The organism is Nocardia sp. NPDC102475 (assembly GCF_055584605.1).
This window is the reverse complement of sequence record NZ_JBVJLS010000005.1, coordinates 325,451-348,368: the sequence shown is the minus strand read 5'-3', so window position 1 is coordinate 348,368 and position 22,918 is coordinate 325,451. Positions and strand designations below refer to the sequence as shown.

Sequence of the window (22,918 nt, the reverse complement as noted above, 5' to 3'; positions counted from 1 at the left end):
CGATGACCGACGATCCGACCACCATTCGCGTGGACGAATTCCTGGCGCACCCACCGGCGAAGGTGTGGCGTGCGCTGACCGAGCCCGAGTTGCTCGCGCGGTGGTTCATGCCGTCCGACTTCCGGCTCGAGGTCGGGCATCGCTACACCATCGATGCGAAAGCCGTTCCGGCGACAGGATTTTCCGGTGTGATCGCGGCCGAGGTGCTGGCCTTCGAATCGGAGCGGATGCTGCGCGTCGGCTGGCGTGACGGCGACCCGAATGCCGAGCACGGCGCCGACTGGACGATCACCTGGACGCTGGAGCCCGAGGGCAAGGGCACCCGATTCTTCTTGGAACACGCCGGATTCGATCCGGACCATCCGCTCCAGCAGAAGGCCCGCACGATCATGGACGCCGGGTGGCGCAGCCATGTCATGCGGCGCATCGATGAGGTGTTGCGAGAGTTGGAGTCGTCACCGAACCTCGGGCGCTGAGTCGCGCCGCATTTCTCTGCTGGTGCACAGTCGCAGCTATCGATCAGGCGATCTCGGCGAAGTGCAGCACCGCCGAACGCCGGATGCACCGTGCGGTGTCTGCCCCTGCGACAACGGCCGAGATGGTATCGGCGACCGTCATCGAACCGGTTGCCGATACCATGGCCGTCAGGACAGCGACGTCGATTCGGTCGTGTCCCGGTCCTCCGTTACGTCCTGTACCGGAACAGGATTCGACCGCGGGTGAGGTCGTACGGGCTGAGCTCCACGAGCACCCGATCCTGCGGCAAGATCTTGATGTAGTTCTTCCGTATCTTCCCGCTGATATGTGCGAGTACTTTGTGCCCGTTCGAGAGTTCCACTGTGAAAGTGGCGTTGCGCAGGCACTCGACGACGGTGCCTTCGATTTCGATGCCCTTGCCGTTGTTCGTCGTCATCGCAGCACCAACTCCAGGTTGCTGCCTGCGCGGCGGCTGCTGCCGACGCCGTCGAACAGCGTTACAGCGGCGGTGTTGGTGTCGTTCACATACGCCGATGCCGTTTCGATCCCAGACTGGTGCAGCGAGCGAAGTACCGGGGCGAGCAGTGCTCGGGCGACACCTTGGCGGCGTTGGTCGGCTCGAACGACGATGAGTTCGATACGTGCGTGCCGACGTCGCGATGCGACTCGGAGCAGTCCGACATACTCGTCGCACCGAGTTGCGACCGCATACTGTGCCGGATCGACCGGGACGATCCCGTCCGGGCGGCTGATTATCTCGGCGGGCATGGAGTCCCAGCCGACGGTAGCGTCGATTTCGGCACGGATCCTGGTGTAGGCCTCGAGCAGTGGTACTTCTTGTGCCGCGCCGACCGGCAGTATCGTCACGCCCTCGACGGACGGCACCGAGTCGAGCCCGGTGTGGTGCGGGTCGGTGGATACGAGGTATTCCCACTCACGGCGGCGGGTCGTGAAACCAGCCCGCTCCCAAGCAGACCTGAGGTCCACATCGACCTCATCGACCACCGTGTAAAGCGGCCTCGAAAGCTCTGGCAGCATCGCACCAGCGAGTTGGTCGAAGACCGTGTCGTGCCACGAGTCGATGCTGAGGAAGATCCGACCGTCAGGCCGCCGCGAAGCGTCGCCGCGGCCGACCACTCGGTCGTCGGCTACCGCGTGCCATTGCGTCTCCGCAACCCGTGTGATCACTACGGTGGGCTCACCGATACTCGAAGTGAAATTCGTAGAATTCATTGGTTGTCGCCTTTCGGGATTGCCTTGTTGCTCAGGCGCTCCCGGCGACACCTACATCGTTCGCCCGACCGTGACGACGAGAGGGAGCTCCCACATCGATACAGTGTTCATGGGTCTCACCTCCTCGCTTGATGCCACGGTGCCCCGGAGGCTATCAGCTCGAACATTCTCTTGCCCAACTCTTTTCCGCCGACCAATGCGACTGGCTACCGGTGCATTGCTCGAGCAGGGCATCGACACCACCACTTCGGCCGGCCGATTCCCGTTCCACGTCATCGCCGCGATGGGCGAGATGACCGCGGACCTGATCAGCGAGGCAAAAGCAGGCAAAAGCCGCTACACCGTCGCCCAAATCTTGTTCTTCGCGTGACTACTACCGGAACCCTCAATCGGGTGTGAGCCGACGCTGAGGGGTGCAGTATTCGCTCAGAGGTTTTCCGCGGTCACGATGATTGTGGTCCAGCCGCCGAGGTGAATGCGGTCACCGCTCTGGAGCGGGACGGGCACCTTGCCGGGGATCAGGTCTTCGCTGCCATTGAGGCTTGTGCCGTTGGTGGAGCCGAGATCGGTGATGGTTATGCCGGTTTCGGCGAGGCGCAGGATCGCGTGGGCGCGGGAAACGCCGGCGTCGGCGGGGGCGATGCCCAGATCGATCTCGGGTTGCAGGCCCTGGGAGACGCTGTGTTTGCCGATCAGGATGTCGGTGTCGTGTAGGGTGATTCGACGCTCGGGATAGAACGCCGGGAATTCGACCTGGTCGGCGTCGGGGCCCTTGCGGGCCTGCACGCGGTCGTAGAACTCGCGATCGGCGGTGATCGTGGCGACCCATGTCACCGTACCGGCCGCGCTCGCGACCTCAGCGGCGGAAACCGCGGTGGCGGTGACGATTTCGGTCGGCGCGGCCGCACGCGGCTCCGGCGTCGGCAGCGCCGAATCGGCGCCGCAGACTTCACAGAAGCGGCCGCTGCTCGGCGACCCACATGACGGGCACAGCGCGGTCGCGACCGTCGGTGCGGGCGCACCGATCGGTGAACCGCAGACATCGCAGTAATCCGCCGCGACGGACTGATGCCCGTCCGGACAGGTGGCAATCGCCATCACCCCTCCTTACGTACCCGCGCCGTCTTGGTGGAGCGTGCGTCCAAGGCCATTTCGTCCGCGGCCTCGACCCTGGCGCGCAACCGCACCGTGCCATTGCGCTCGTCCACCTCGACCACACCGCGCAACAGCTTCGCGGTGCCCTCGTTCCCGGATTCGGCGGCGAGCTCGACCGCGCGCCGCAGCTTCGCCGTCGCGGTCTCCACATCACCGTTTTTACGCGCGCTCAACCCCTCCTGCACGACCTGGGCAAGTTCGGCCTGCCCGGTGTAATGCGCAACGCGCCTGCTGATCCGGGCCGAGAGTTCGGTCTCGGTGGTCCACACCGCGCGTACCAATCCCTGACCGACCACCTCGTCGCCGGCGACCACACTGATCCGGGCCGCGAGTTTCTCCCGTCCCGGTGCGGCGGGCTCGACCCGCACCTGCACGTGATAGTCGCGGTCCTCCGCACCCCACGCGCCGAGCGGGTACTCCCCCAACTGCGGTCCGGCGTCGGTGCGTCGCGCAGTGAGATCCTCGATGGTCGGGGCGACCTGTTTGACGAACTGGATGGTAGCCCCTGCCGGTGCCCAGACCCGCAGTATGAGTTCCGGAATCGCCTTGGCCATCGACGTCTGCGTCATGGCGGCGAAGTCCGCGGCCAGATTCGCCGGATCCGCGACGATATCGACCGTGCCGTGCAGCGCCGAAGCGATGGTGCGCAATTCGTCCACCTGCCAGTCGGTGCCGACGCCGCGGCAGTCACAGGTGAAGATTCCCTCGGACTGCTTGATCTCGGCGGCCAGCGCCGCGGGTTCCTCGTGTTCGTTCTTGCCGTCGGTGAGCAGAATGGCGTGCACCATGGCATCCGGATGTTTCTTGGCCAGCTGCCGGGTGAGCCCGAGCCAGGTGCCCATGGCGGTGCCGCCGTTGGGACGCAACTTGTCCAGTGCGCGGCGGGCCGCGGCCCGGGTATCGCGGTTGACGGACACCGATGGTTTGTCGCTCGGATAGGTCAGCCGCGCCATCGACGTGCCCTCGATGATCGCGAACCGGGTGCCGTCCTTCAATACATCGAGTGCGGCAAGGGTGGCTCGGCGCGCACCCTCGAACTTCTTGCCGGTGGCCATCGATCCGGAGCAATCGATGATCAGCACCTCCAGTCGGTCCGGCTCCGGTCCGGCCGCCACGAAATCCGCTCCGGTCTCCACGGTCACCACAGCGTCGACCGTGTCCGCGCCCTCGGCCAAGTATTCGTTCTGGTCTACCGCTACCGAAATACCGTTATTCGCAATGGAACTCACTGTGCTACTCCTGGATCGACCGATGGCCCGATCGGCACCAGCGCGACGGTGATGTTGTCGCTCCCCCCGGACCGTAGTGCAAATTCGACAAGCGCCCGCGCCGCCTCCTCGCGCGGTAACCCGCTGACCATCCGCGCCAGCGCCGCCGGATCGGACACGTAGTTCCAGAGTCCGTCACTGCACAGCAACAGCACCCCGGGACCCGTGGTGTGAAAGGTCTTCACACATCGGTCCGACCACGCTTTGTCCTCGCTGTCGGCACCGAGCCAGCGCAGCAGGGTATGCGCACGCGGATCCCGCATCGCGGCCTGCTCGTCCATGGCACCTGCATCTACGAGCGCCTGCGCCCACGAGTCGTCGACGGTCAGCCGCGTCGACGGCAGGTTCCCGCCCGTGATCGGCTCGATGCCGACGCCCTGCAACCAATATGCCCGGCTGTCACCGACATTCGCGACGGTGATCTCCACGCCGTCGCCACCGTATCCGCGCACGATGGCCGAAACGTAGGTGCACGACGGAGCATGACCGTCGTGCGTCGCGATATCGCGCACGGCCTGCGAGGCGGCCGTGAGCCCGGCCATGACCACCGCCGTGCCCGAGCGTGCTTCGGCCAATGCGGTGAGGCAGGCATCGACGCCCGCACGCGCCGCCGCGCCCGAGGCCGCCTGCGGATCGTCGGAGGTAGAAACGCCGTCGCTGACCGCGATCACCGTGACGACCGGGCGCTTGGCCCCGTCTTCCAACACCGCCGCCGCGACCGCATCCTCGTTGCGCGCGTGCGCGATACCGCGATCGGTCATGACATACACCGCGCCGAGATCGGCCTCGAATCGGTCCGGCTGCGGCCGCAATTGACCGCAGCCGCCGCAGTAGCCGTCGGCGTCGTATCGGGTGCCGCCACAACCCTCACACGTCGGTGCCGCATCCGGATCCGACCGCGGCAGCGCGATTCTGCGCGCGCCGAGTTCGCGGCCGCAGGCTTCACAGAACCGGTCGGCCACTCCGACCCGCGCCGAGCATTCCGGGCACCGCGGCACCGCGGTATCAGGTCCGGTCATAGGTTCGTCCTCGGCCGGATCGCATTGGCACGATCCACCAGCTCGAATCGGGCCCACATATCTTCGGTTTCGCGGGCGAGGTCGCGATAGCAGCGCTCCAAACCGGTTCGTACTCCGTCCTGATCGAGGTTGGCGCCGAGCAGCGCCCCATGTGTTGTCGGTGCTTTACCCGCGCGCAGCCAGTTCAATGCGGCGTCCAGCACGCGCATTCGCACCTGTGCGCCACGGCTTTTCGATTCGATCCGCAATGCCTCGACCCGTCCGCCCGCATCGCGCAGCAGCGTTTCCGACAGTTCATCGGTTGTGCGGTCGGCCAGCATGGTCTCCACGGCCGTCAGCCGCGCCTCGGTGTAGAGCGCCGAGGCCGAATCCACCTGGTCGAGTACGGCGACCGCGCCGTCGCGATCGCCGTCCGCATTGCGCAGCCGGGCCAGTCCGAAGGCGGCGCTGGCGAAGCCGTGGTCGGTGCGCCAGACCGTGTCGTAGTAGCGCGCGGCCTGTTGCCGATCCGACTGCGCGCCCGCGAGTTCGGCGACGGCCGCCTGTGCGACCTTCGGCGCGGCCTCACCGGGCAATGCGGCGTACACGGCATCGAATTCGGCATATGCCGCATCCGTATTGCCCGCGAGCAGTTCGGCTTGACCGCAATACCAGGCCAGCCGCCAATCACCGGGCAGGGTGTCGGCGAGTTCGTCGAGTCGGCGCAGCGCGTCGGCCGGATCGCCGAGCTCGAGCGCGGCGCGCACCAGCCGCAATGGAATCTCCACGGACGGACCGCGGGTCGTGAGCACCGATCGCAGTCCCGCCTCGAAGGCAGGTTCCAGTTCGGCGGGTGAAGTTCCGCCGGTGGTGGCCAGGAGCGCCGCACCGCTGTCGTTCGGATCGACCAGCGGAACCGGCAGTGCCGCAACGATACTCGTCGGCGTCGGTGCCTCCTGGATGCCGAATACGCCACGCGGCGGCCCGAAGTAGGCCGACATTCCGGGACGTGGCACACCGTCATCGATGCTCAGCACCTCGCGCAGCACGCCGGTCAGCTGATCGGCCATCTCCTCCATCGAGGAGAAGCGCGCCTCCGGATCGGCCTCGGTGGCGCGCAGGATGAATCGGTGCAGCGAATCGTATTTCGCCAGTAGCGGTTCGGCGTCCGGATCGGGCAGGGCGCCGAAATGTCCGCCCTCCTGCGGCACATGCATGAGCAACACGGCCAGGGTGCGGCCGACGGTGTAGACCTCGGTGGCGACGGTCGGGCCGGTTTCGGAGATCTCCGGCGCTTGATAGCCGATGGTGCCGTAGATGGGGCTGTCCTGATCGTCCATGGCGATCACCGCGCCCATATCGATGAGCTTGAGCTGCTCATCGGTCTGCATCACATTGTCCGGCTTGAAATCGCAGTAGGCCAGGCCGAGCGAATGCAGATAGCCGAGGGCGGGCAGCATCTCCAGAATGTAGGCGATCGCCTGCGGCGGCGGCAGATAGCTGCCGTCGACATCGCGGCGGGCGCGCAGGATCTGTTTGAGCGACGTCCCACCGACGTACTCCATGACGATGTAGCCGACCGCGACACCGTCGGCGCCGCGGTGCTCGACGAAGTTGTAGATCTTGACGATGCTGGGATGTTCGACCTCGGCGAGGAATCGCTTTTCGGCGACCGCCGCGGCCATCGCGTCCAGATCCCCGGAATTGAGTAGACCTTTCAGCACCACCCAGCGGTTGGCGACATTGCGGTCGGTGGCCAGATAGATCCAGCCGAGCCCACCGTGCGCCAAGCAGCCGACCACGTCGTACTGTCCGCCGACCAGGACGCCCTTGCTCAGCTTCGGTGTGAAGGAGAACCGGGTGCCGCAGTTGGGACAGAAGCCCTCGGTGCGGCCGGGCGTACCATCATGGCCGCGGCCGACCGGTCGTTCACATTTGCCGCAGAACCGCTTTCCCTCGGCGACCTGTGGATCGGCCAGGACCGCGGTGGCCGGGTCGATGCGCGGGATCCGCGGCACTTCCACCATGCCCGCGCCGAGCCGACCGCGAGCGCTGGATTTCGACGAGGACCGGCCGGTGCGCACCGAACGTCCGGAGGCGCGAGTGCTTCCCGAGCGGGCCGACAGTGCGGAAGTTCCGGAATTTCCGGCCGGAGCTGTGCCGCAAGCATCGCAGTAGCCGTCGACGATGTTTCCGCCGCAGCCCGGCTCGGCACAGATAGCCTGCTGCGATTCAGCCGGAGCCGTGCCGCAGGCGTCGCAATATCCACCGGCAACGGTTCCAGTGCAGCCCGGTTCGGCACAGGTCAGGGCCTTGCTCGAAACCTCATGCGGGATAGGTATTTCCGCCGAAACCGTGGTCGCTTCGGCGGGTGCGGTGCCGCACACCGCGCAGTAGCCGTCTTCGATCGTGCCGCCGCATCCCGGCTCATTACAGGTCATCTGCCCCGCCCCGATTTCTCCCCGATGATCTGCTGGAAGTCGGCGACCGCCCGGGTAACGGCCGCCAGATCGCACGGTCGCCGCGCGAGCAGACCCGCCGCGATCTGATTGGAGGCCAGGACATCTCGGTCCTCGCTGACGCCGAGACGAGCCGCCTTCGCCTGGTAGGCGGCCAGTCGTCCGCGCAATTCGCTACGCCGATCGAGCAGTCCCTGAGCCAATTCCTCCACGGTGGCCGCTCTCGCGGTCGCGTCCGCGATTTGCGTGCGCAACCGGACCAACTCCGCTGCCGCACCCGATTTCGCGGATAACGCATCGAGTTCGGCTTCGAGCGCGGCGGTGTTGTCCTCGTTCACCGGCAGCGGTCCGGCCAGGATCTTCGCCTCGACTTGCGTCCGCGCCTCCACCGCGCGGGCTCGGGTGGCCCGCAGCACCGCCAAGCGCCTGCGCGTTTCGACGACCGCCTCGGTCCAATCCGCAGCGACCGCATCGAGTTCGGCGAGAATGGTGGCAACCTGCCGCAACTCCCCCGACAACTCCGCGATGCGCGCATCGATCTCCGGCACTGTCAACGCGAGCGGATCGGTCGCCGATCGGCTCAGCAATTCGGCGATGCCGTCGCCGATCGCGCGCAACTGCGTGGTCTCGTCCCCGGCCGCCCCCGCTCTGTCCAGGGTGTCCTGCAGTGGCGCGAGGCCCGACATCACCCGGGTGTTCACCGCATCGATCGCCTCGAGGAATTCGGCGATTTCCGGGAAGGTCGCCCGCATGCGATCAACGGTATCGGCGAGTCCGACGAACAGAACCTCTTCGGCGGGTCCGGTGAGCGAACGTTGCGCCATCGGTATCGGCGTGCGCGCGGCCTCGTAGGGACGCCCACGCAACAGCCGGGTGAGTTCGGCGCGCTCACCGTCGTCGAGGCGAGCCCGAGTGCCGCGCACCTTGCGCGCCGATTCCAGGATGATCTGCAGACGGCTGTAGTCCTCCCACATCAGGGCGAGCGCGGCGCGGACCGGCAGCCAGCGCTGTTCGGTCACCCCGATCGGTGGATACCGCTGCAGCAGTGTGTGGCCCGGATGTTTGTCCAGTTCCAGCAGGGTGGCGGTGATGGCATCGAATTCGATTGTGCGGGTAGTCAATTCGGCGTCGATTTCGGCGAGAGTGAGTAGCTGCATGGTTTCACTCTTTGTAGCGGAGGTCCGGTGGACCCGGCGACGGGCCGAGGGCGCTGAGTCTGGCGTTGTAGAGCTGCTGCCAGGTGCCGTCACTGCGGATGCGTTCCAGCACGCCGTTGACGAAGCGGACCAGATCCGGATGCCCCTGCGCGATGCCGACCGCGTATGCGCCGGTGCCGATCACTTCGCCGACGATCTCCAGATTCCGGTCCTGGGCCACCAGACCGACCAGGATCGGATCGTCGCCGCTGATCGCGTCCACGTGCCCCTGCTGCAGCGCGGCCAGACAGTCGGTCCAGTTCGACGCGCCCAGGACGACGGGACGCTTGGGCAGGCTGAACAGCGGCCCGGGTGAGGTGGTGCCCCGGGTGACGCACACCCGCTTACCACCCAGATCCGCGCTCGTACGGATGCCGGAGTTGCGGATGGCCAGAAGGCGTTGGGTCGCACGGTAATAGACCCCGGAGAAGTCGACATCGCGACGCCGCTCACAGGTCGCCGAGAAGGTGCGTACGATCAGGTCGACCTGCTTGTTCTGCAGGGCCGGTATCCGCTCGGCCGCGGTGACCGAACGCAATTCGATCCGGTCCGGATCACCGAAAAGGGATCGGGCGATCGCGCGCGCGATATCGATGTCGAAGCCCTCGAGTTGTCCGGTGCTGGGATTGCGAAAGCCGAACAGGTAGGTGTTCTGATCCACCCCGACCCGCAGTTTGCCATTGGCGACGATGGCCGCCATGGCCGAACCCGATGGCATCGCACCGGGACTCGGCAACGGCCCGGGACGCAGGGTGGCCTCCGGATCGCAATTGCCGCCGGATTCGGTCTGCGGTGGCGTAGTGATCTCGACGAGGTCGGGCTTGGGGTTGACCGCGGCCACATTCGTCGAGGCCGGGGCCTGGATGCCGGAACCGCATGCGGTCACCAGCGCGCCCACCGCGACCAGCGCCATCCATCCGAAACCGGCCCGCCGCAGGATGATTCGCCGTCTCACAGGAACTCCTTCAGCCGTGGCCACAGGCCGGTGACGGTCGAGGCCGCGGCGCCGAACAGCAATACCAGTGTCCCCGTGGGGCTGAGCGTCAACGTCGCACCCGCCGAGTCGACGCCGTCGCGCAACTCACCACGTTCCTGGATGAGGTTGTCGCGCAACAGCTGGTCGAGATGGGCGAACAGCGTCGCCGAGGTGTCCGTACCGGTGCCGATGGCCTGCGCCACGGCCCCGGGATAGTTCGCCGCCTCGTAGGCCTCACGCTGTTTGGCATGTCCGGCGGTCCAGCCCAGCACGCTGCGCGAGGCCGCGGAATCGGACGTTACCCTCGCCAACCGGTCCGCCAGTTCGGTGGTGTGCTTGCGGTAATCGGTTTCGCTCATGGTGATATCGCCGCGGGTGATCAGCTCCAGGGTTTCGTCGGTGCGCGCTTGCTGGGCCAGGATCCTGGCCTGGGTCAGGATTTCGAAGCGGCTGGTCGCCCCGGATTTGCCGGTATCGAGTGCGGCCGCGGCGATGACCGTCGCGGCGACCACCCAGAACAGCGCGAGGGCGGTCGCTCCCGCGGCGACCGCGAGGCCGAGGTTCATCCGGCGATTGGTGCGCCGCAGCAGGACGAAAGTGCCACCGCCACAACCGATGAGAACCAGCATCAGCAGCACGACGGTCGTCCACGGCAGCGCGCCGATATCGTGCTGATCCTGGCGCACCGCGGCCATGCGGTCCTTGCTCAGCATTTCGGCGTTGGGCAGCAAGGAATTCTGCATCAGCAGTGAGGCCTCGCGCAGATACGACGAACCGACGGGGAACCCCTGCCGGTTGTTTGCCCGTGCAGTTTCGACCAGGCCGGTGTAGGCGGGCAGGTCGGCGGCGATCTTGGCGACGATATTCCTGGTCTGCTGATCCGAGGCACCGGCGGTCGCCTCCGCGAGTGCGGACGCCGCTTCGGCGAGCGCCTGCTGATACTGCCCGCGCACCTCAGGTGATTCGATGCCGCCGGACAGGAAGGCCGTGGCCGCGGACGCGTCTGCGGCCGACAGCGCGACGTACAGGGTCTGCGCGGCGTAGGCCAGCGGTTCGGTGTGTTCCAGCACGGTATCGCGCCGCGCGATCTTGCCACTCAATTGATCGGCCGAGGTCAACCCGGCAAGCAGACACAACACCACGGTGACGACGGCGACCGCGCCGATGGCACCCGGAGTCGTCCCGGCGAAGCGCCGTAACCACGCACCCCCGTTGCGCATGGTCGCCGGTAGGCGAATCTCCAACACCGTCCCCCTTCATCTACCCGGCCGGTGTTCCCGATCGCGATAGTACGGGAGGGAATTCGGGTTTGCTGCCCATCGCCTCGGGGGCATCGAAATCCGAGGTCAATCCGAGGTCGCATCGAGCAGCGGTGCGAGATTCGGCGTCCAGCGCGGGTACTGGGAAAAGATCTCCCCGAAGGACTTCATCGGTTTGCCGAGCGGCAGGCCTGCCGAGCTGTCTTCGCGCAGTTCGTGCTGCAGCGACTCCACCGAGCGCATCAAGCCGGTGTGCAGACCGCGCTGTTCGATAACGGCACTGCGGCCGGTGATCCCGATCGCACCGATGAACGCACCCGAGCCGTCGCGCACGGCCGATGCCACACAACTCCATCCGACGAGGGTTTGCTCGCGCTCGTGCACGAATCCGGTGTCGCGGGCCTCGTCGAGCAATGCCCGCAGTTTGCGCGGATCGGTGACCGAATACTGGGTCAGCGGCGCCCAGCGCATGGCGAAGATCTGTTCGGCCTGTTCCTCATGGGCGGCGATCTGCAGCCGCCCCGCCGCGGTGAGGACCATACTGGGCCCGAAGGAGGCCAGGCTCGGCCAGTTCTGGCGCTTCATCACCTCGGCGTAGTTGCGGCCGAACGCCGAACCGTTGAGGGTCAGCTCCCCGCCGTACAGGCTTGCGCACCAGACGATTTCGCCGCGCGTGCGCATGTACAGGTCCTGGATGTAGGGCTGCGCGGTGAGAACGAAGCCGTGCTGCTGGGCCGCGCGCAAACCGTGGTAGATCAGCAGCGTGCCCGCGCGATAGCCGTCCGAGGTCAGTTCGAGCATGCCGCGTCGGGCCAGATCGTTGGCGATGCGGCGGACGGTGGGTTTCGGAATGCCGGTGCGCTTGGTCAAGGTGGCCAGCGAGACCGGATCCCGGGAATCGGCGACCGCCTCGATAATCGCGACGGCGCGTCCCACCACGGTTTTGTCATCGGGCACATCGCACCGCCGAGGCGACCGGAGCACAGCGGCGACACATCATGTCGACCTTCTCGGGAAGTGGGAACCGGCCGCGCGAGAAATGCGCGGTCGCGATGAGTGTGCGACCGCATCGCCACAGGTGTCAAACCGACACCTCGTTGGACAGCCGTTGGTTATTCGTTGGTCGGTGCCGCGAATCTCAAGGGGCCCGAAACGTACCGACCCGTGTTCGGTACCGATCCCCAACACACCCCTGACCAACCCTCCCCTAGGCGACCGTAATCAATGCATGCACAGCCGATTTCGATGAACGTGTCACTCACTGATACGGCGGGGATGTTTCCGCACCGGATTTGCCGGACGCTGATTCCAGGTCCCGTCCACCGGGCTTGGCGAGCAGGAAAGTGAACCCAGTGAAGTACCTACTCACCGCCGTTCTCGCGGTGGTCGCGGCGGCCGCGGTTTTCTTCGCGGTCGGCAGGTCGAATCTCGATATTCACCTGCCGCAGGTGGATCAGGCCTCGAATCAGGATCAGCCCACCGGCAAGGGCACCGGATCCGCTGGCGGAAACGGTAATTCGAACGGAAACAACAATTCCGGTTCCACCGGACCCACGGGCCCGACCGGTCCCACCGGAACACCGGACAAGACCAAGAAGCACACCGTCGTCTTCGACGTGACCGGCAGCGGCAAGGTCCGCGACCTCAGCTGGAGCGACGGCGCCAGCAGTTACCTCGCTGCGGGCGCTACACCGCTGCCGTATTCGCGAACTCTGGTGAGCAACCGGACCGGCGGCTTTGTCGTCTTTGTCGACGGCACGCCCGATCCTGTCGGCGCGGCCCACTGCAAGATCACCGTCGACGGCAAGGTCGTCGCCGACCAACAAGCCACTGCTCGCGGAATGTTGTGCCGCGCAGAAATTTCCAACTAATCGGAGCCAGGAATGCGTGAGGATACTCGTTTCCAACTCACCCAGGCCGGAGTGAGCGCCAGCCGGGTGTTCCCGTTCTATGTCGTCTGCGATGTCTCCCGGTCGATGTGGGATCCCGCGTGGACCAACCAGAAGATCACGCCGCTCGAGACGGTGGAGCAGGCGCTGCCGGATATGCTCAATGTGCTCGAGGAAGATCCGACCACCTATGACACCGCACATCTTTCGGTCGTTGCTTTCGGTGATTCCGCCGTCGCGGTGTTGCCGCTGACTCCGCTGCGCATCGATCCGTCCATTCCGGCGCTGCCACGCCAGGGCGCGACCGACTACGCGGACGTATTCCGCTATCTGGACCGGCAATTGCGCTCCGACCACAAGCGCTTCGCCAGCGCCCGACTGGACACCTACACGCCGGTGATCTTCTTCCTCACCGACGGAAATCCCCAGGTGCGCGGCAAATTCCAGCCCGACGAGGTCTGGGTGCCGGTACGCGCCGGACTGGAGGCGCCCAGCCACCCGTTCCGCCCGGTGGTGGTGGCCCTGGGCATCGGTGATGTGCGCGAGGACACGGTACGGCAGTTGCGTTCCCGCAATCCGGTCGGCGTCGCCTGTGTCGCCCAGGGCAGTGTGGCGCCGGGAGATCTGTTGCGCGCCATCATCAACAGCATCAAGTTCTCGATCAGCAGCAGTGTCGGGCAGGGCAGGTTCCTGTTCCGCACGCCCCTCGGTATGCGGGAACTGGACTGAATAGCCATGACGCTGGATACGTTTCGCCGCCGACCCATTCTGCTGGTGGCCGGGATCGCACTGCTGGGCGCATTGGTGTCGATCATTGTGCAGTGGCTGGGTGACAGCGGGGCCGACAGCTGGACGACGGACGCGGTTGCCCGACGGGTCGCCAAGAGCGTCTCCGGGTGCCCACCGCCGTCGAGCGAGCCGGAAAGTGCTGTCGGCGTATCGAATTCGCCGATCCGCGCAAGACTTGTCAATAGGCAGGGTGACACCTGTGCGCTGATTTCGGGTACGCCCATCATTTTTCCGCCGGGGTTCAAGCTGTCGCCGGGGACGCACCGGGATGTCGGCGGTAACGATGTCGACATCCGGCCCTCCGGTGATGCGGGTGATCTGCTGGAGGTTTCGATCGTCGCGCCCGCGCACGAGCGGTCCGGATGGTGGTTGCTACCAGCGACTCTCATTTGTTTCCTCGCCGCGACGGCGTCCGGAGCCGCGGTCCTGCTGGTGCGACCTGGAGCTGACGTCCGGGCACCCGAACACGAGGAGACCGCGCGAAGAGATGACGCCGAGCACACCCAGTCCGCCCGCCCGGTGGAACTGCCCGCACTGACCACCTCCGGCGTGAGCGGACTCACGGTCGATCGCGGCCGCAGCGGCCGCTACGACGTGTATGCCGCGACGCAGGTGGGACTTTCGCACGCGAAGGACGGCAACACCCGCGAGGACGCCTACGCCATCGGCGGTGATCCGGATCGCGGCTGGGTCTACCTCGCGGTCGCCGACGGGCTCGGTTCGGCCGCCAATTCCCATGCCGCCGCCCAGCGTGCGACCCGCACCTGCCTGACGCTGCTGCACCTGTACGCGAGTTCGCTCGATCGCATCGGCTATCCGTCCACCTGGGAGCCGCTCGCCGCCGAGATCACCGCGAAGGTCGCCGCCCAACTCGACGCGGGATCGGTCGACGGACTGGCCGCCGAACTCGATTACCGCAGCCCGCACGGCGCAGGCGATAGCAAGCGCACCTCGATCCCCGCCTGCACCTTGGCCTTCGCCGCACTCGGCCCGGTATCGGCGGATGGCTATCCGCTCGCCTGGGCGACCGTCGGCGATTGCGATCTGCTGCTGGTGGATCTGAATTCCGGTGCCACCAAATGGCTTACCCAGCACGCGACCAAGCGCGGGATGATCAGCAATGTCACGCCGTCGCTGCCACGCGATGCCGATCGCGTGATCGCCGGATTCACGTTCGTGCCGTCGAATCTGATGGTGGTGCTGGCCAGTGACGGTATGGCGGATGCGATCCGGCTGGTGCCCGAACAATTCGCCACACTGCTGCCGCAGATCGCCGGGCCGCGGCCCGCCGAGCATGTTTTCGGTCAGCTCGTCGGCTTCGACCTGCCCGGCCTGCACGATGACCGCACCATCGTCGCGGCCTGGCCGACACGCGGGCGCGGGCCCGCCCGGGAAAGACGGTAGGTGGGGGCAATGACAATGCCGGGGTGGTCGGCAGCCGGTCGTACCGAGTACCGCGTGGACGAACTGCGCATCGTGGGCGACTTCCCCTTGGGTGAGGGCGGTTCCGCGCAGGTATGGCGGTGTACGACACCGGATGAGGTATCGGTCGCCTTCAAGCGCTATGACCGGGATACGGTGCGCCAGTTGCGGCCGGAGGTGCTGCGCGAGTTGGTCGGCTGGCCGCACCGGCTGGATCAGGACGACCGGAAGCGGATGCTGGAGCTGTGTGCGTGGCCGCATGCCGTGGTCGTCGAAGACCGAACGGTGGTAGGCATTCTCATGCCGCTGGCACCGCGCGAATTCTTCTTCGAATCGCACAGCGGGCCGCAGCCGCGCGCCTTCACCCGGGTCGCGGTGCGGGTGTCGGATGCGCAGAAGCGCCGGCACACCTATTTCGACTTCCCGCACAAGATCGCACGGCTCGGGCAGTTGCTGGTGGATCTGCAGTTCCTGCACGACAACGACATCGTGGTCGGGGATCTACAGCCCAACAACATTCTGACCACCGACGCACGCCCGGTCGACGGCATCGTCTCGGCGCACAACTACTTCCTGGACTGCGATTCCTTCCTCATCGGCGGCCGCGGCGCGACCCCGCGCCTGGATCCGCTGCCGTGGCGGCCGCCGTATCCGGTGCAGCAGTTCACCGCGACCACCGATCTGTTCAAATTCGCGCTGCTGATGATTCGTTGCCTCGCCGAGGATCTGGCCGCGAATCAGCTCGACTATCGGCAGTACGCCCAGTTGCTGCCCAGCGGGGATTTCCAGAAGGTCGACCGGCTGCTGACCACCCCGCACCCGGATCTGACCTCCTCCGACCTGCGGGCGCTTGCGCTGGCCTGGCAGTCGGTGGTGCGGCCGGACGGTCGGGTGTACCGGCGGACCGACTTCGCGCTGCGCGAACCCTGGAACGAGCACACTCGCGCCGCGCACTTCGCCGGGTTCGCCGTGCCGGCGCCGACGAGTAGTGCACCGTCTCACGGTATTTCACCCATTGTGGTCGTCGCGTGGATCGCGCTGTTCATCGTGCTGCTCACCGTCGTTATCGCGCTCGCCTGATCAGGAACGAACCGATGTCCGAACCCGCACTCCTGCTCACCACCGGTGCGATCCGCCACCGGATCGCTGGGCGTACCCATTCCCTGGGCTCCGGATCCGGCGCCGACATTTCGGTCAGCGACGACGGCCCGGCAGGCCAGTGGCTTCGGTTCCGACATGTCAACGGATGGGCGATCCGCGCCGTGGATCCGACGATCGAGGCGATCCTCGATGATGTGCCGATCGGCCCACGGAACTGGACGGCGATCGAAGGTGCGGGGGTGCACGAACTGCGGATCATCGTGCGCGGTCGAATAATTCGCATCGTAGTGGCGAATGCGGACGGCAATGGGAATGTCACGCCGCCGACCGTTGTGGGTGGGGCCGCGCAGGAACCGCGGCCATCCGACCCGCCACAACCGAAACGCACGCCACCCCAGATGCCTCCTCGGCGGGCGCGCGTCGTCGATGGCGCCGACCGGACGATCATCGATGCGCCGCCGCAATCACCGCCGATTGTCGATCGGACTCCCCCACGACAACCCGTCCCGCCATCCTCGGGACGCGCGGGATCCTGGTCGGTGCCGAGCGACCGGGTCCTCGCGATCGGCCGCGAGGGCGGTGACGCGGAAATCGCCCTGCCCGGACTGGATCTGGCGCATCGGCATGCGACAGTGCGCTGGACCGGGCGCGCTGTGGAGCTGCGCGGACTCGCCACCAATGCGCGTCCGTTCGTCGACGGCAAGCCCGTACTGCACGCTCGGCTGCGGGTGGGCGAGCAATTCATGTTGGCGCACCATGTCTTCGAAGTATCGGGCCCGGCGCAACTGACACTGGTGCCTGCCGCCGTGATCGCGCGGGAGCCGCTGCTGCGCTTCGACGCGGTGAGCCTGCGGTATCGGGGTCGCACCGAACCCACTCTGCGTGATCTGACCTTCGAACTCGGACGCGGTGAGGTTCTTGCCGTGATCGGACCGTCCGGGGCCGGGAAGTCCACCATGTGCGCGGGGCTGCTCGGGGAGGTCGCGCTGGCAGCGGGCTCGTTGCGGCTTGGGCAAGTCGACCTGGTCGCCTCGCGCATGCAGGCCAGTCATCTGGTTTCCTTTGTGCCGCAACAGCCCGCGATGTTCGGCGACCTCGCGGTGCGCGACGCACTGCTGTGGGTTGCGGGTCTGCGAACGGCCAGCGATACCACCCGAACCGAGCGGGCGACCCGGGTCGACACCGTGATCGCCGAGATGGAACTTGCGGGGGAGGTCGGCAAGCGGATCGACACGCTGTCGGGCGGTCAGCGCAAGCGCGTCTCGACCGCCATGGAATTGCTGAGCGATCCGCAGTTGCTGGTCCTGGACGAGCCGACCTCCGGCTTGGACGAGGGCTTGGACCGCGCCATGATGCAGCGGTTGCGAGTGGTCGCCGAAACCGGTTGCGCGGTCATTGTCGTCACCCATTCGATGGTCAACGTCGACTGCGCCGACAAGGTGCTCGCGGTGACCGGTCGCGGGCGACTCGGATTCTTCGGGCCACCCCGCGACTTGCTGCGCGCCTTCGGTGTCGACAGCTACGCAGAGGTAATGGACCGGCTGCGCGCCGACCGGCAGGCCGGGCAGCCTGCCGCACCCTCGACCCCGCAACCGGCCGAGCACGCGGTGCCCGCGCCGACGCGCGGTTCCCTGCACCGGCATCTGCCACGCCTGATCGGCCGGGAATGGGCCCGCCAGCGCAATGGAATCCGCACGCTCGCACTGGGTTCGGCGGCGGGCATCGGCTTGACCACCATGCTCGGTGCCGCCGCTTCCGACGAAGGGCTCGGCGGTGATCCGCGTGCGATCAGTTCGGTCATGATCGCCTTGATCGTCTGTCTCACCTTCTTCTCGATGGCGCAATCATTCGCCGCCATCGTCGACGATCGCGTGGTCATCGAACGCGAGGCGCGCTGGGGTATTTCGGCGGCATCGGTGGTGTTGGCGCGTGCGATCACCTGCACACCGCTCGCGGTGCTGCTGGGTGTCGCATCGACCATCGGATATCTCGGTATCAAGTCCGGGCCCACGAAACCGGTGCTGCCGGAACCCTACGGACTGCTGCTGTTCGCGATTACACTGCCGCTGGCTGCGATGGCGCTCGGACTGCTGGTGTCGGCATGTTCGAAATCATTGCGCCAGGCGGTTTTCGTGCTGATGGGCGTGCTGGCGTTGCAGGTGGTGATGACCGGGCTCGCACCCCCGTTCGAAGGTACGCCCGGTGCGGTACTGCGGACGTTCGCCTATGCCGCGCCGTCGCGGTGGGCGGCGGCTGGGATCGGTGCCGATGTCGGACTCACCGATGGGGCGGATCCTCCAGCGGGACAGCAGAAGCCGTTCGCCGATCTGATCTGGACCCACGATCTGCATCACGTCGCGACGGCCGCGGCGGTGCTCGTCGTGATCGCGATCATCGCCACCGCGTCGACCATTCGGGTGCTGCGGCGGCAGCTGATGGCCCTGAAATAGGAGCTGGGTATGACATCACGAATCAACGGGTCACCTTCGAACCGAATTCGCTGCGGTACTGCACGACCAATGGTGCCGGATTCAAGTTGCGCACCAGAGAAACCGTGTGGCTGAGCGGAATCGCACCCCTGGATTCGGTACGCAGGAGGAGCGGAATTGCCGGTGACCTACTGGTAAGCATCCGCGAAAGTCGGTGGCACCCAGATCTTTCCTGATGTCGCGAATGTGCGATCCGGCTCCGGTCGCATGTCTGCGGTCTGTAAATTCTTCGTGGCAAATCGCTGCGAGCGATAGATGTCCGGAGAGTTGACGAGTATCACTTTCAATTCGGAGATCGAATCGCCGAACTGATACGCACGCGGCGGATCATCGAGGCATTGCGGACAGTACGGATCCGATCACGACTACCACTACGGATATCGCTAGAGAAATCCAGCCGAGCCAGATCAGGCGTGCGGCCGATGCGGGCGGTGCGACGAATGCACGGCGAGCATGAAAGCGTTGTCGGTGTCCGCGCACGATCGCGATCGGACCGAGCGCGATGCCGAACCCCAGGAGCGACAAGAGAATTGTGGTCACTCCGATCATTATTCGGAGAGCTGAATCGCGCTTGGGGACCGGCGGACCCGGCGGCAGGTGAGTGATGGCAGGCCGATCAGGTGGGGTTGCCATGATATTGCGCGGAGACGAGGTCGAATGGTTGCGCCGAGGCGGTATGGACATCGTCCGTTTTTCCTCGGCCTCCGCCAGTTCGGTGACCTTGTCCGATTCGGGCATGTTGTCCAGCTCGAGCGAGGCGACTTCATTGACGGCTGTGATCGCGTCCGCCTCCTCGTTCGGTGCGGTGCCCTCGTCGGCCGGTTCCGCAACCGTTTGTCTGCGTCGGCTGCTCCGCTCGTCCTTGGCTTGTGCCATAAGGAAATTCACCAATTCACGGGCCGTCGGCCGAGCATCGGGATCCTTGGTCATTCCAGCGAGAACCATGCGCCGATACCGGCCGGGCACCTCGGTGAGATCCGGATCGTCCCGAATGATCCGCGCTATCACCGCCGCCTGGGTATCGGCGTGGAACGGTGGCCGACCGGTCGCCGCGAAGGCGACCAGTGCGCCCCAGGCGAAGATATCCGCAGGCGGACCTACCTCCTGGTTGCCGAGCATTTCCGGCGGCATCCACGCCAGTGTCCCGATGATGCGTCCCGGTTCGGTGAGGCGGGTGGCATCGACAATCCGGGCGATACCGAAATCGATGACCCGTGGGCCATCCCACGTGAGAATGATGTTGTCCGGCTTCAAATCCCGATGAATGACATCCGCGCCGTGTATGCACTCGAGTGCTTCGGCCAGCCCACTCGCGAAATCGTAGAGCTGTGCCGATGACATAGCGCCGCGTTCCCGAATGGCCTCTGCCATCGATTCCCCGGATACGTAGGAATTCGCCAGCCACGGCCGCTCCGCTTCGATATCGGCGTCCACCACCTCCGCGATGCGCCGTCCGTGCACTCGCTGGGCCGCGGTGACCTCCTGCCGAAATCTGGCCCGGAACTCGGGATCCCGCGCCAATTGGGTATGCGGCATCTTTATCGCGACCACACTGCCGTCCGGGCCGAATCCCTGGAATACGACACCCATTCCACCCTCGCCGAGGCGGCCGTGTAACACGAACGTACCGATAGCCGTCGGATCATCCGGCAACAATGGTCTCAGCATTCTCCCTCGCCGATTACGCTGAGCTGTCGTAGTTTTCGGAGTTTAGCACTGTTCGAGGGTATTGTCCGACCACATTGGTTCCTCGTTGGTGTTTCATTGGTCGCCGCCGCGAATCTCATGGGCATGAGCCCATCGAAACACCCGATCCGCCGCCCCGCCGCAGCCTTACTGACCGCCATCGCGGGCCTGACGATCGCAGTACTCCCCCTCACCGAACTGTCAACGGCCGCAGCGGCTCCCGACTGCGCGCACGCCGATGACCCGGTAATCCCGCCGGACAAGGCGCCATCCGGCAACTCCGGCTCACGCAGCCGCCTGCGGGATCTGTTCCCCGACCTCGCCTACCGCCACGAGATCGAAAAGGCGGTCCTGTGCCTGACCAATGCCGAACGCAGCCAACGCGGCATCCCCGCCCTCGAATGGAACATGCTTCTCGTCGACTCGGCGGAAAAGTACGGCACCGAAGCCGACCGCCTCAACTGGTGGGTCGGCAGCACCAAGCAGGAAACGGTGAAATGGCACATCCACCCCGAGACCCCACGCACCACCGCCGACGACAATCAGGAGGCGACGGTGCAGATCGGCAAGCGCATCGCCGCCGCCCAACCCTGCGCCCCCGGTAAGACTTTGGCGCACTGGGCGGAGAACACCGCCTGGGGCACCGGCAACCGATCCACCGCCCGCGCCATCGTGGACGCCTGGATGCACTCCGACACCCACCGAGCCAACATCCTCGACAAAGACTCGACGTTGCTCGGCCCAGGCGCGGTCTATGGCCTGGCCCAACCCGGCACAGCCCCCGACCAGGCAGGTCTGTACGTCCAGCACTTCGCGTCGTGCAAGTGATCGCCCTACCGCTGCTTCGCGTCGTAGCCCAGCCGTGCCTGTTCGACCTGGTCCAGGTTGACCGACCATTCGGCGAGCGACGCGAACAGCGGTGCCAGGCTGCGTCCGAGGTCGGTGATCTCGTACTCCACCCGGGCCGGTACCCGGCTCCCCATCGGCCGCCGAGCAACAAGTAAGCCCCGATGTCGAGCGACTCCTCGGCCGCCCACCCCGCACCTTCACCGCCTGGACCGCACGCGACGCCGCAGCTTTCAAATAGCGCTGCCCCCAACACATTTGGTCAAGGGATCACCAATGCGCCGGTGGCGGCATCGACCGAGACCGCCAACACCAGCGCATGGTGATCATGGTCCAACTATTCCCCGCGGCGGGCAGCGGTTCGGCGGAGACGTGGTCGGTTACACCTCGGTCGCCGCGGATGCCTTGTCGATATAGCGGCTCATCGCCCAGTTCAGCCCGCGCATCGCGAGGTTGTAGGACGGCGGGAAGTAGCGCTGCGCGAGATAGCCGACCCGGATATCCGGGGAGGTGAAGACCATGTACTTATTGCGCTCGACCCCGCGCACGATTGATCGGGCCGCCTGCTCCGGGGTTACCGCATGCCGCATGAACAGCGAAACCGCCTGCTGCACCGCCGCGCCCTGCCGATCGACGCCCGCGATATCGACGCTGTCCACCATCGGTGTCGCCATCGCGCCGGGGCAGACCAGGCTGACACCGATCCGGTGCTGCCGCAGATCGAAGCGCAGCACCTCCGAAACGCCACGCAATCCGAACTTTCCCGCACTGTAGGGCGCATGCCAGGGAAGCCCGAAGAGCCCCGCGGCCGAGGCCACATTGACCAGATGTCCACCTCGCCCGGCCTCGATCATGCGCGGCACGAACTCCTCGATCACATGGATCGGGCCCATCAGATCGATATCGATGGTGCGCCGCCACTGCGTGTGCGTGAGCCGATCGACGGTCCCCCAGGTGGCAATGCCTGCCACGTTCATCACGATATCGACACTGTCCACCTCGGCGTGCGCCTTCGCGGCCAGCGCCACCACGGCGTCGTAATCGCTGACGTCGGCGGGCGCGGCCAGGTGCACGACGCCACCACGCGCGCGCACTTCATCGGCGGTGTTCTGCAGTCCGGCATCATCGATATCGGTCAGGATGACCGATGCGCCTTTGGCAACAACCGCCAGCGCCGTAGCGCGCCCCAATCCACTCGCCGCTCCGGTGATCAGGCAGCTCTTACCGTGGAACTTCGTCATGAACCAAACGATAGACAATTACGAACACTGTTGTCTATAGACCTGATATCCATCTCGGACGCAATATTCGGTCACCGGTCGACAGATACCGAGATGCGATTGATACACGGCTCGCTGAACGATAGCTGTCGACCACGAATTGTGCTCATCTCGGACCCGCCGTTGCATCGCCGCCGTTCACACAGACCGGAATCGAGGCGATATACCAGCAGTGAGGATGATGTCATCGCATCGATACCAGGGCCGACGGTCGGGAATATGGCCACGAAAAGGCCCTTGTCCGTGTGCACTGTGGTGCCATACTCGATTGGAGTGGCCAGCGGCGCGCTCGCCCCGATCCGATCGATACCGACGCACCAGCCTCAGCATGGCATGGTTGCCAGGCGAACACTCGCGGACTCCAATGATCTTGGTGCGCCAGGAATGTTCGAGCA

Annotated in this window: 21 protein-coding genes; 8 read left to right on the top strand and 13 right to left on the bottom strand. The window is 65.9% G+C overall.

Going from position 1 to position 22,918, the window contains the following annotated elements; all coding sequences use genetic code 11:
- Positions 1–2 precede the first annotated feature (2 nt).
- Positions 3–476, top strand: a complete 474-nt coding sequence (locus ACZ60G_RS12065; RefSeq protein WP_465809678.1) for an SRPBCC family protein — start codon at positions 3–5, stop codon at positions 474–476.
- Positions 477–685: 209 nt separating this feature from the next.
- Here ACZ60G_RS12065 and infA read toward each other — a convergent pair whose 3' ends face one another.
- Entirely contained in the window at positions 686–913 is a 228-nt protein-coding gene (gene infA / locus ACZ60G_RS12060; RefSeq protein ID WP_465809676.1) for a translation initiation factor IF-1, read from the bottom strand.
- Entirely contained in the window at positions 910–1,710 is an 801-nt protein-coding gene (locus ACZ60G_RS12055) for a GNAT family N-acetyltransferase (RefSeq protein WP_465809674.1), read from the bottom strand. Before ACZ60G_RS12055 ends, infA begins: the two co-directional genes overlap by 4 nt.
- Positions 1,711–1,906: 196 nt before the next feature.
- Between ACZ60G_RS12055 and ACZ60G_RS12050 the strand changes: the two genes are divergently transcribed.
- Complete coding sequence (locus ACZ60G_RS12050) at positions 1,907–2,080, top strand: hypothetical protein (RefSeq protein WP_465809672.1); 174 nt, start codon at positions 1,907–1,909, stop codon at positions 2,078–2,080.
- A 56-nt stretch (positions 2,081–2,136) separates the two neighbouring features.
- On the opposite strand, the gene ACZ60G_RS12045 is transcribed toward ACZ60G_RS12050, so the two are convergent.
- The 8 genes from ACZ60G_RS12045 to ACZ60G_RS12010 all read right to left on the bottom strand — a co-directional run bounded on the left by ACZ60G_RS12045 (position 2,137) and on the right by ACZ60G_RS12010 (position 11,978).
- Positions 2,137–2,808, bottom strand: a complete 672-nt coding sequence (locus ACZ60G_RS12045; protein WP_465809671.1) for an FHA domain-containing protein — start codon at positions 2,806–2,808, stop codon at positions 2,137–2,139.
- Complete coding sequence (locus tag ACZ60G_RS12040; RefSeq protein WP_465809669.1) at positions 2,808–4,094, bottom strand: vWA domain-containing protein; 1,287 nt, start codon at positions 4,092–4,094, stop codon at positions 2,808–2,810. Before ACZ60G_RS12040 ends, ACZ60G_RS12045 begins: the two co-directional genes overlap by 1 nt.
- Positions 4,091–5,152, bottom strand: a complete 1,062-nt coding sequence (locus ACZ60G_RS12035; RefSeq protein WP_465809667.1) for a PP2C family protein-serine/threonine phosphatase — start codon at positions 5,150–5,152, stop codon at positions 4,091–4,093. The genes ACZ60G_RS12040 and ACZ60G_RS12035 overlap by 4 nt, the downstream gene beginning before the upstream one ends.
- Positions 5,149–7,572, bottom strand: coding sequence for a serine/threonine-protein kinase (locus ACZ60G_RS12030; RefSeq protein WP_465809666.1), 2,424 nt, complete (start codon positions 7,570–7,572; stop codon positions 5,149–5,151). Before ACZ60G_RS12030 ends, ACZ60G_RS12035 begins: the two co-directional genes overlap by 4 nt.
- Complete coding sequence (locus ACZ60G_RS12025) at positions 7,569–8,747, bottom strand: hypothetical protein (protein ID WP_465809665.1); 1,179 nt, start codon at positions 8,745–8,747, stop codon at positions 7,569–7,571. The genes ACZ60G_RS12030 and ACZ60G_RS12025 overlap by 4 nt, the downstream gene beginning before the upstream one ends.
- 4 nt (positions 8,748–8,751) lie before the next feature.
- Positions 8,752–9,741 carry a glutamate ABC transporter substrate-binding protein gene (locus ACZ60G_RS12020; RefSeq protein WP_465809664.1) on the bottom strand — a complete coding sequence of 330 codons (990 nt, stop codon included), beginning with the start codon at positions 9,739–9,741 and terminating at the stop codon, positions 8,752–8,754.
- Positions 9,738–11,009: a hypothetical protein gene (locus tag ACZ60G_RS12015; protein WP_465809663.1), complete on the bottom strand. Its 1,272-nt coding sequence runs from the start codon at positions 11,007–11,009 to the stop codon at positions 9,738–9,740. Before ACZ60G_RS12015 ends, ACZ60G_RS12020 begins: the two co-directional genes overlap by 4 nt.
- Before the next feature lie 99 nt (positions 11,010–11,108).
- The gene (locus ACZ60G_RS12010) at positions 11,109–11,978 is read right to left on the bottom strand and encodes an IclR family transcriptional regulator (RefSeq protein WP_465809662.1); all 870 of its coding nucleotides are present in this window, start codon (positions 11,976–11,978) and stop codon (positions 11,109–11,111) included.
- A gap of 386 nt (positions 11,979–12,364) precedes the next feature.
- Between ACZ60G_RS12010 and ACZ60G_RS12005 the strand changes: the two genes are divergently transcribed.
- Genes ACZ60G_RS12005 through ACZ60G_RS11985 form a run of 5 tightly spaced genes read left to right on the top strand, consistent with a single transcriptional unit; the run spans position 12,365 to position 18,672 of the window.
- Positions 12,365–12,892: a hypothetical protein gene (locus ACZ60G_RS12005; protein WP_465809661.1), complete on the top strand. Its 528-nt coding sequence runs from the start codon at positions 12,365–12,367 to the stop codon at positions 12,890–12,892.
- A 12-nt stretch (positions 12,893–12,904) separates the two neighbouring features.
- Complete coding sequence (locus ACZ60G_RS12000) at positions 12,905–13,639, top strand: vWA domain-containing protein (protein ID WP_465809660.1); 735 nt, start codon at positions 12,905–12,907, stop codon at positions 13,637–13,639.
- 6 nt (positions 13,640–13,645) lie between these two features.
- Complete coding sequence (locus tag ACZ60G_RS11995) at positions 13,646–15,103, top strand: protein phosphatase 2C domain-containing protein (protein WP_465809658.1); 1,458 nt, start codon at positions 13,646–13,648, stop codon at positions 15,101–15,103.
- Positions 15,104–15,112: 9 nt separating this feature from the next.
- Positions 15,113–16,201 (top strand): hypothetical protein, encoded by a 1,089-nt coding sequence (locus ACZ60G_RS11990; protein ID WP_465809657.1) that lies wholly within the window; start codon positions 15,113–15,115, stop codon positions 16,199–16,201.
- A gap of 14 nt (positions 16,202–16,215) precedes the next feature.
- Positions 16,216–18,672 (top strand): ATP-binding cassette domain-containing protein, encoded by a 2,457-nt coding sequence (locus ACZ60G_RS11985; protein ID WP_465809655.1) that lies wholly within the window; start codon positions 16,216–16,218, stop codon positions 18,670–18,672.
- Between the two features lie 366 nt (positions 18,673–19,038).
- Here the strand turns inward: ACZ60G_RS11985 and ACZ60G_RS11980 are convergent, their stop codons facing one another.
- Positions 19,039–20,379 (bottom strand): serine/threonine-protein kinase, encoded by a 1,341-nt coding sequence (locus ACZ60G_RS11980; RefSeq protein WP_465809653.1) that lies wholly within the window; start codon positions 20,377–20,379, stop codon positions 19,039–19,041.
- A 123-nt stretch (positions 20,380–20,502) separates the two neighbouring features.
- Here ACZ60G_RS11980 and ACZ60G_RS11975 point away from each other — a divergent pair, with 123 nt between their 5' ends.
- Positions 20,503–21,225 (top strand): CAP domain-containing protein, encoded by a 723-nt coding sequence (locus tag ACZ60G_RS11975; protein ID WP_465809651.1) that lies wholly within the window; start codon positions 20,503–20,505, stop codon positions 21,223–21,225.
- Between the two features lie 5 nt (positions 21,226–21,230).
- Here ACZ60G_RS11975 and ACZ60G_RS11970 read toward each other — a convergent pair whose 3' ends face one another.
- Positions 21,231–21,380, bottom strand: a complete 150-nt coding sequence (locus ACZ60G_RS11970; RefSeq protein WP_465809650.1) for a winged helix-turn-helix transcriptional regulator — start codon at positions 21,378–21,380, stop codon at positions 21,231–21,233.
- A gap of 243 nt (positions 21,381–21,623) precedes the next feature.
- A complete protein-coding gene (locus ACZ60G_RS11965) occupies positions 21,624–22,484 on the bottom strand; it encodes an SDR family oxidoreductase (RefSeq protein ID WP_465809648.1) in 861 nt (286 codons plus the stop codon).
- Positions 22,485–22,918: the final 434 nt, after the last annotated feature.

Excerpts from the sequence above, each read along its gene's own strand:
- ACZ60G_RS12055 (WP_465809674.1), bottom strand. The coding sequence starts at position 1,710 with ATGAATTCTACGAATTTCACTTCGAGTATCGGTGAGCCCACCGTAGTG.
- ACZ60G_RS11980 (WP_465809653.1), bottom strand. The coding sequence starts at position 20,379 with ATGCTGAGACCATTGTTGCCGGATGATCCGACGGCTATCGGTACGTTC.
- ACZ60G_RS12035 (WP_465809667.1), bottom strand. The coding sequence starts at position 5,152 with ATGACCGGACCTGATACCGCGGTGCCGCGGTGCCCGGAATGCTCGGCG.
- ACZ60G_RS11985 (WP_465809655.1), top strand. The coding sequence starts at position 16,216 with ATGTCCGAACCCGCACTCCTGCTCACCACCGGTGCGATCCGCCACCGG.
- ACZ60G_RS11990 (WP_465809657.1), top strand. The coding sequence starts at position 15,113 with ATGACAATGCCGGGGTGGTCGGCAGCCGGTCGTACCGAGTACCGCGTG.
- ACZ60G_RS11975 (WP_465809651.1), top strand. The coding sequence starts at position 20,503 with ATGAGCCCATCGAAACACCCGATCCGCCGCCCCGCCGCAGCCTTACTG.
- ACZ60G_RS11965 (WP_465809648.1), bottom strand. The coding sequence starts at position 22,484 with ATGACGAAGTTCCACGGTAAGAGCTGCCTGATCACCGGAGCGGCGAGT.
- ACZ60G_RS12050 (WP_465809672.1), top strand. The coding sequence starts at position 1,907 with ATGCGACTGGCTACCGGTGCATTGCTCGAGCAGGGCATCGACACCACC.
- ACZ60G_RS11995 (WP_465809658.1), top strand. The coding sequence starts at position 13,646 with ATGACGCTGGATACGTTTCGCCGCCGACCCATTCTGCTGGTGGCCGGG.
- ACZ60G_RS12025 (WP_465809665.1), bottom strand. The coding sequence starts at position 8,747 with ATGCAGCTACTCACTCTCGCCGAAATCGACGCCGAATTGACTACCCGC.
- ACZ60G_RS12045 (WP_465809671.1), bottom strand. The coding sequence starts at position 2,808 with ATGGCGATTGCCACCTGTCCGGACGGGCATCAGTCCGTCGCGGCGGAT.
- ACZ60G_RS12030 (WP_465809666.1), bottom strand. The coding sequence starts at position 7,572 with ATGACCTGTAATGAGCCGGGATGCGGCGGCACGATCGAAGACGGCTAC.
- infA (WP_465809676.1), bottom strand. The coding sequence starts at position 913 with ATGACGACGAACAACGGCAAGGGCATCGAAATCGAAGGCACCGTCGTC.
- ACZ60G_RS11970 (WP_465809650.1), bottom strand. The coding sequence starts at position 21,380 with ATGGGGAGCCGGGTACCGGCCCGGGTGGAGTACGAGATCACCGACCTC.
- ACZ60G_RS12000 (WP_465809660.1), top strand. The coding sequence starts at position 12,905 with ATGCGTGAGGATACTCGTTTCCAACTCACCCAGGCCGGAGTGAGCGCC.
- ACZ60G_RS12065 (WP_465809678.1), top strand. The coding sequence starts at position 3 with ATGACCGACGATCCGACCACCATTCGCGTGGACGAATTCCTGGCGCAC.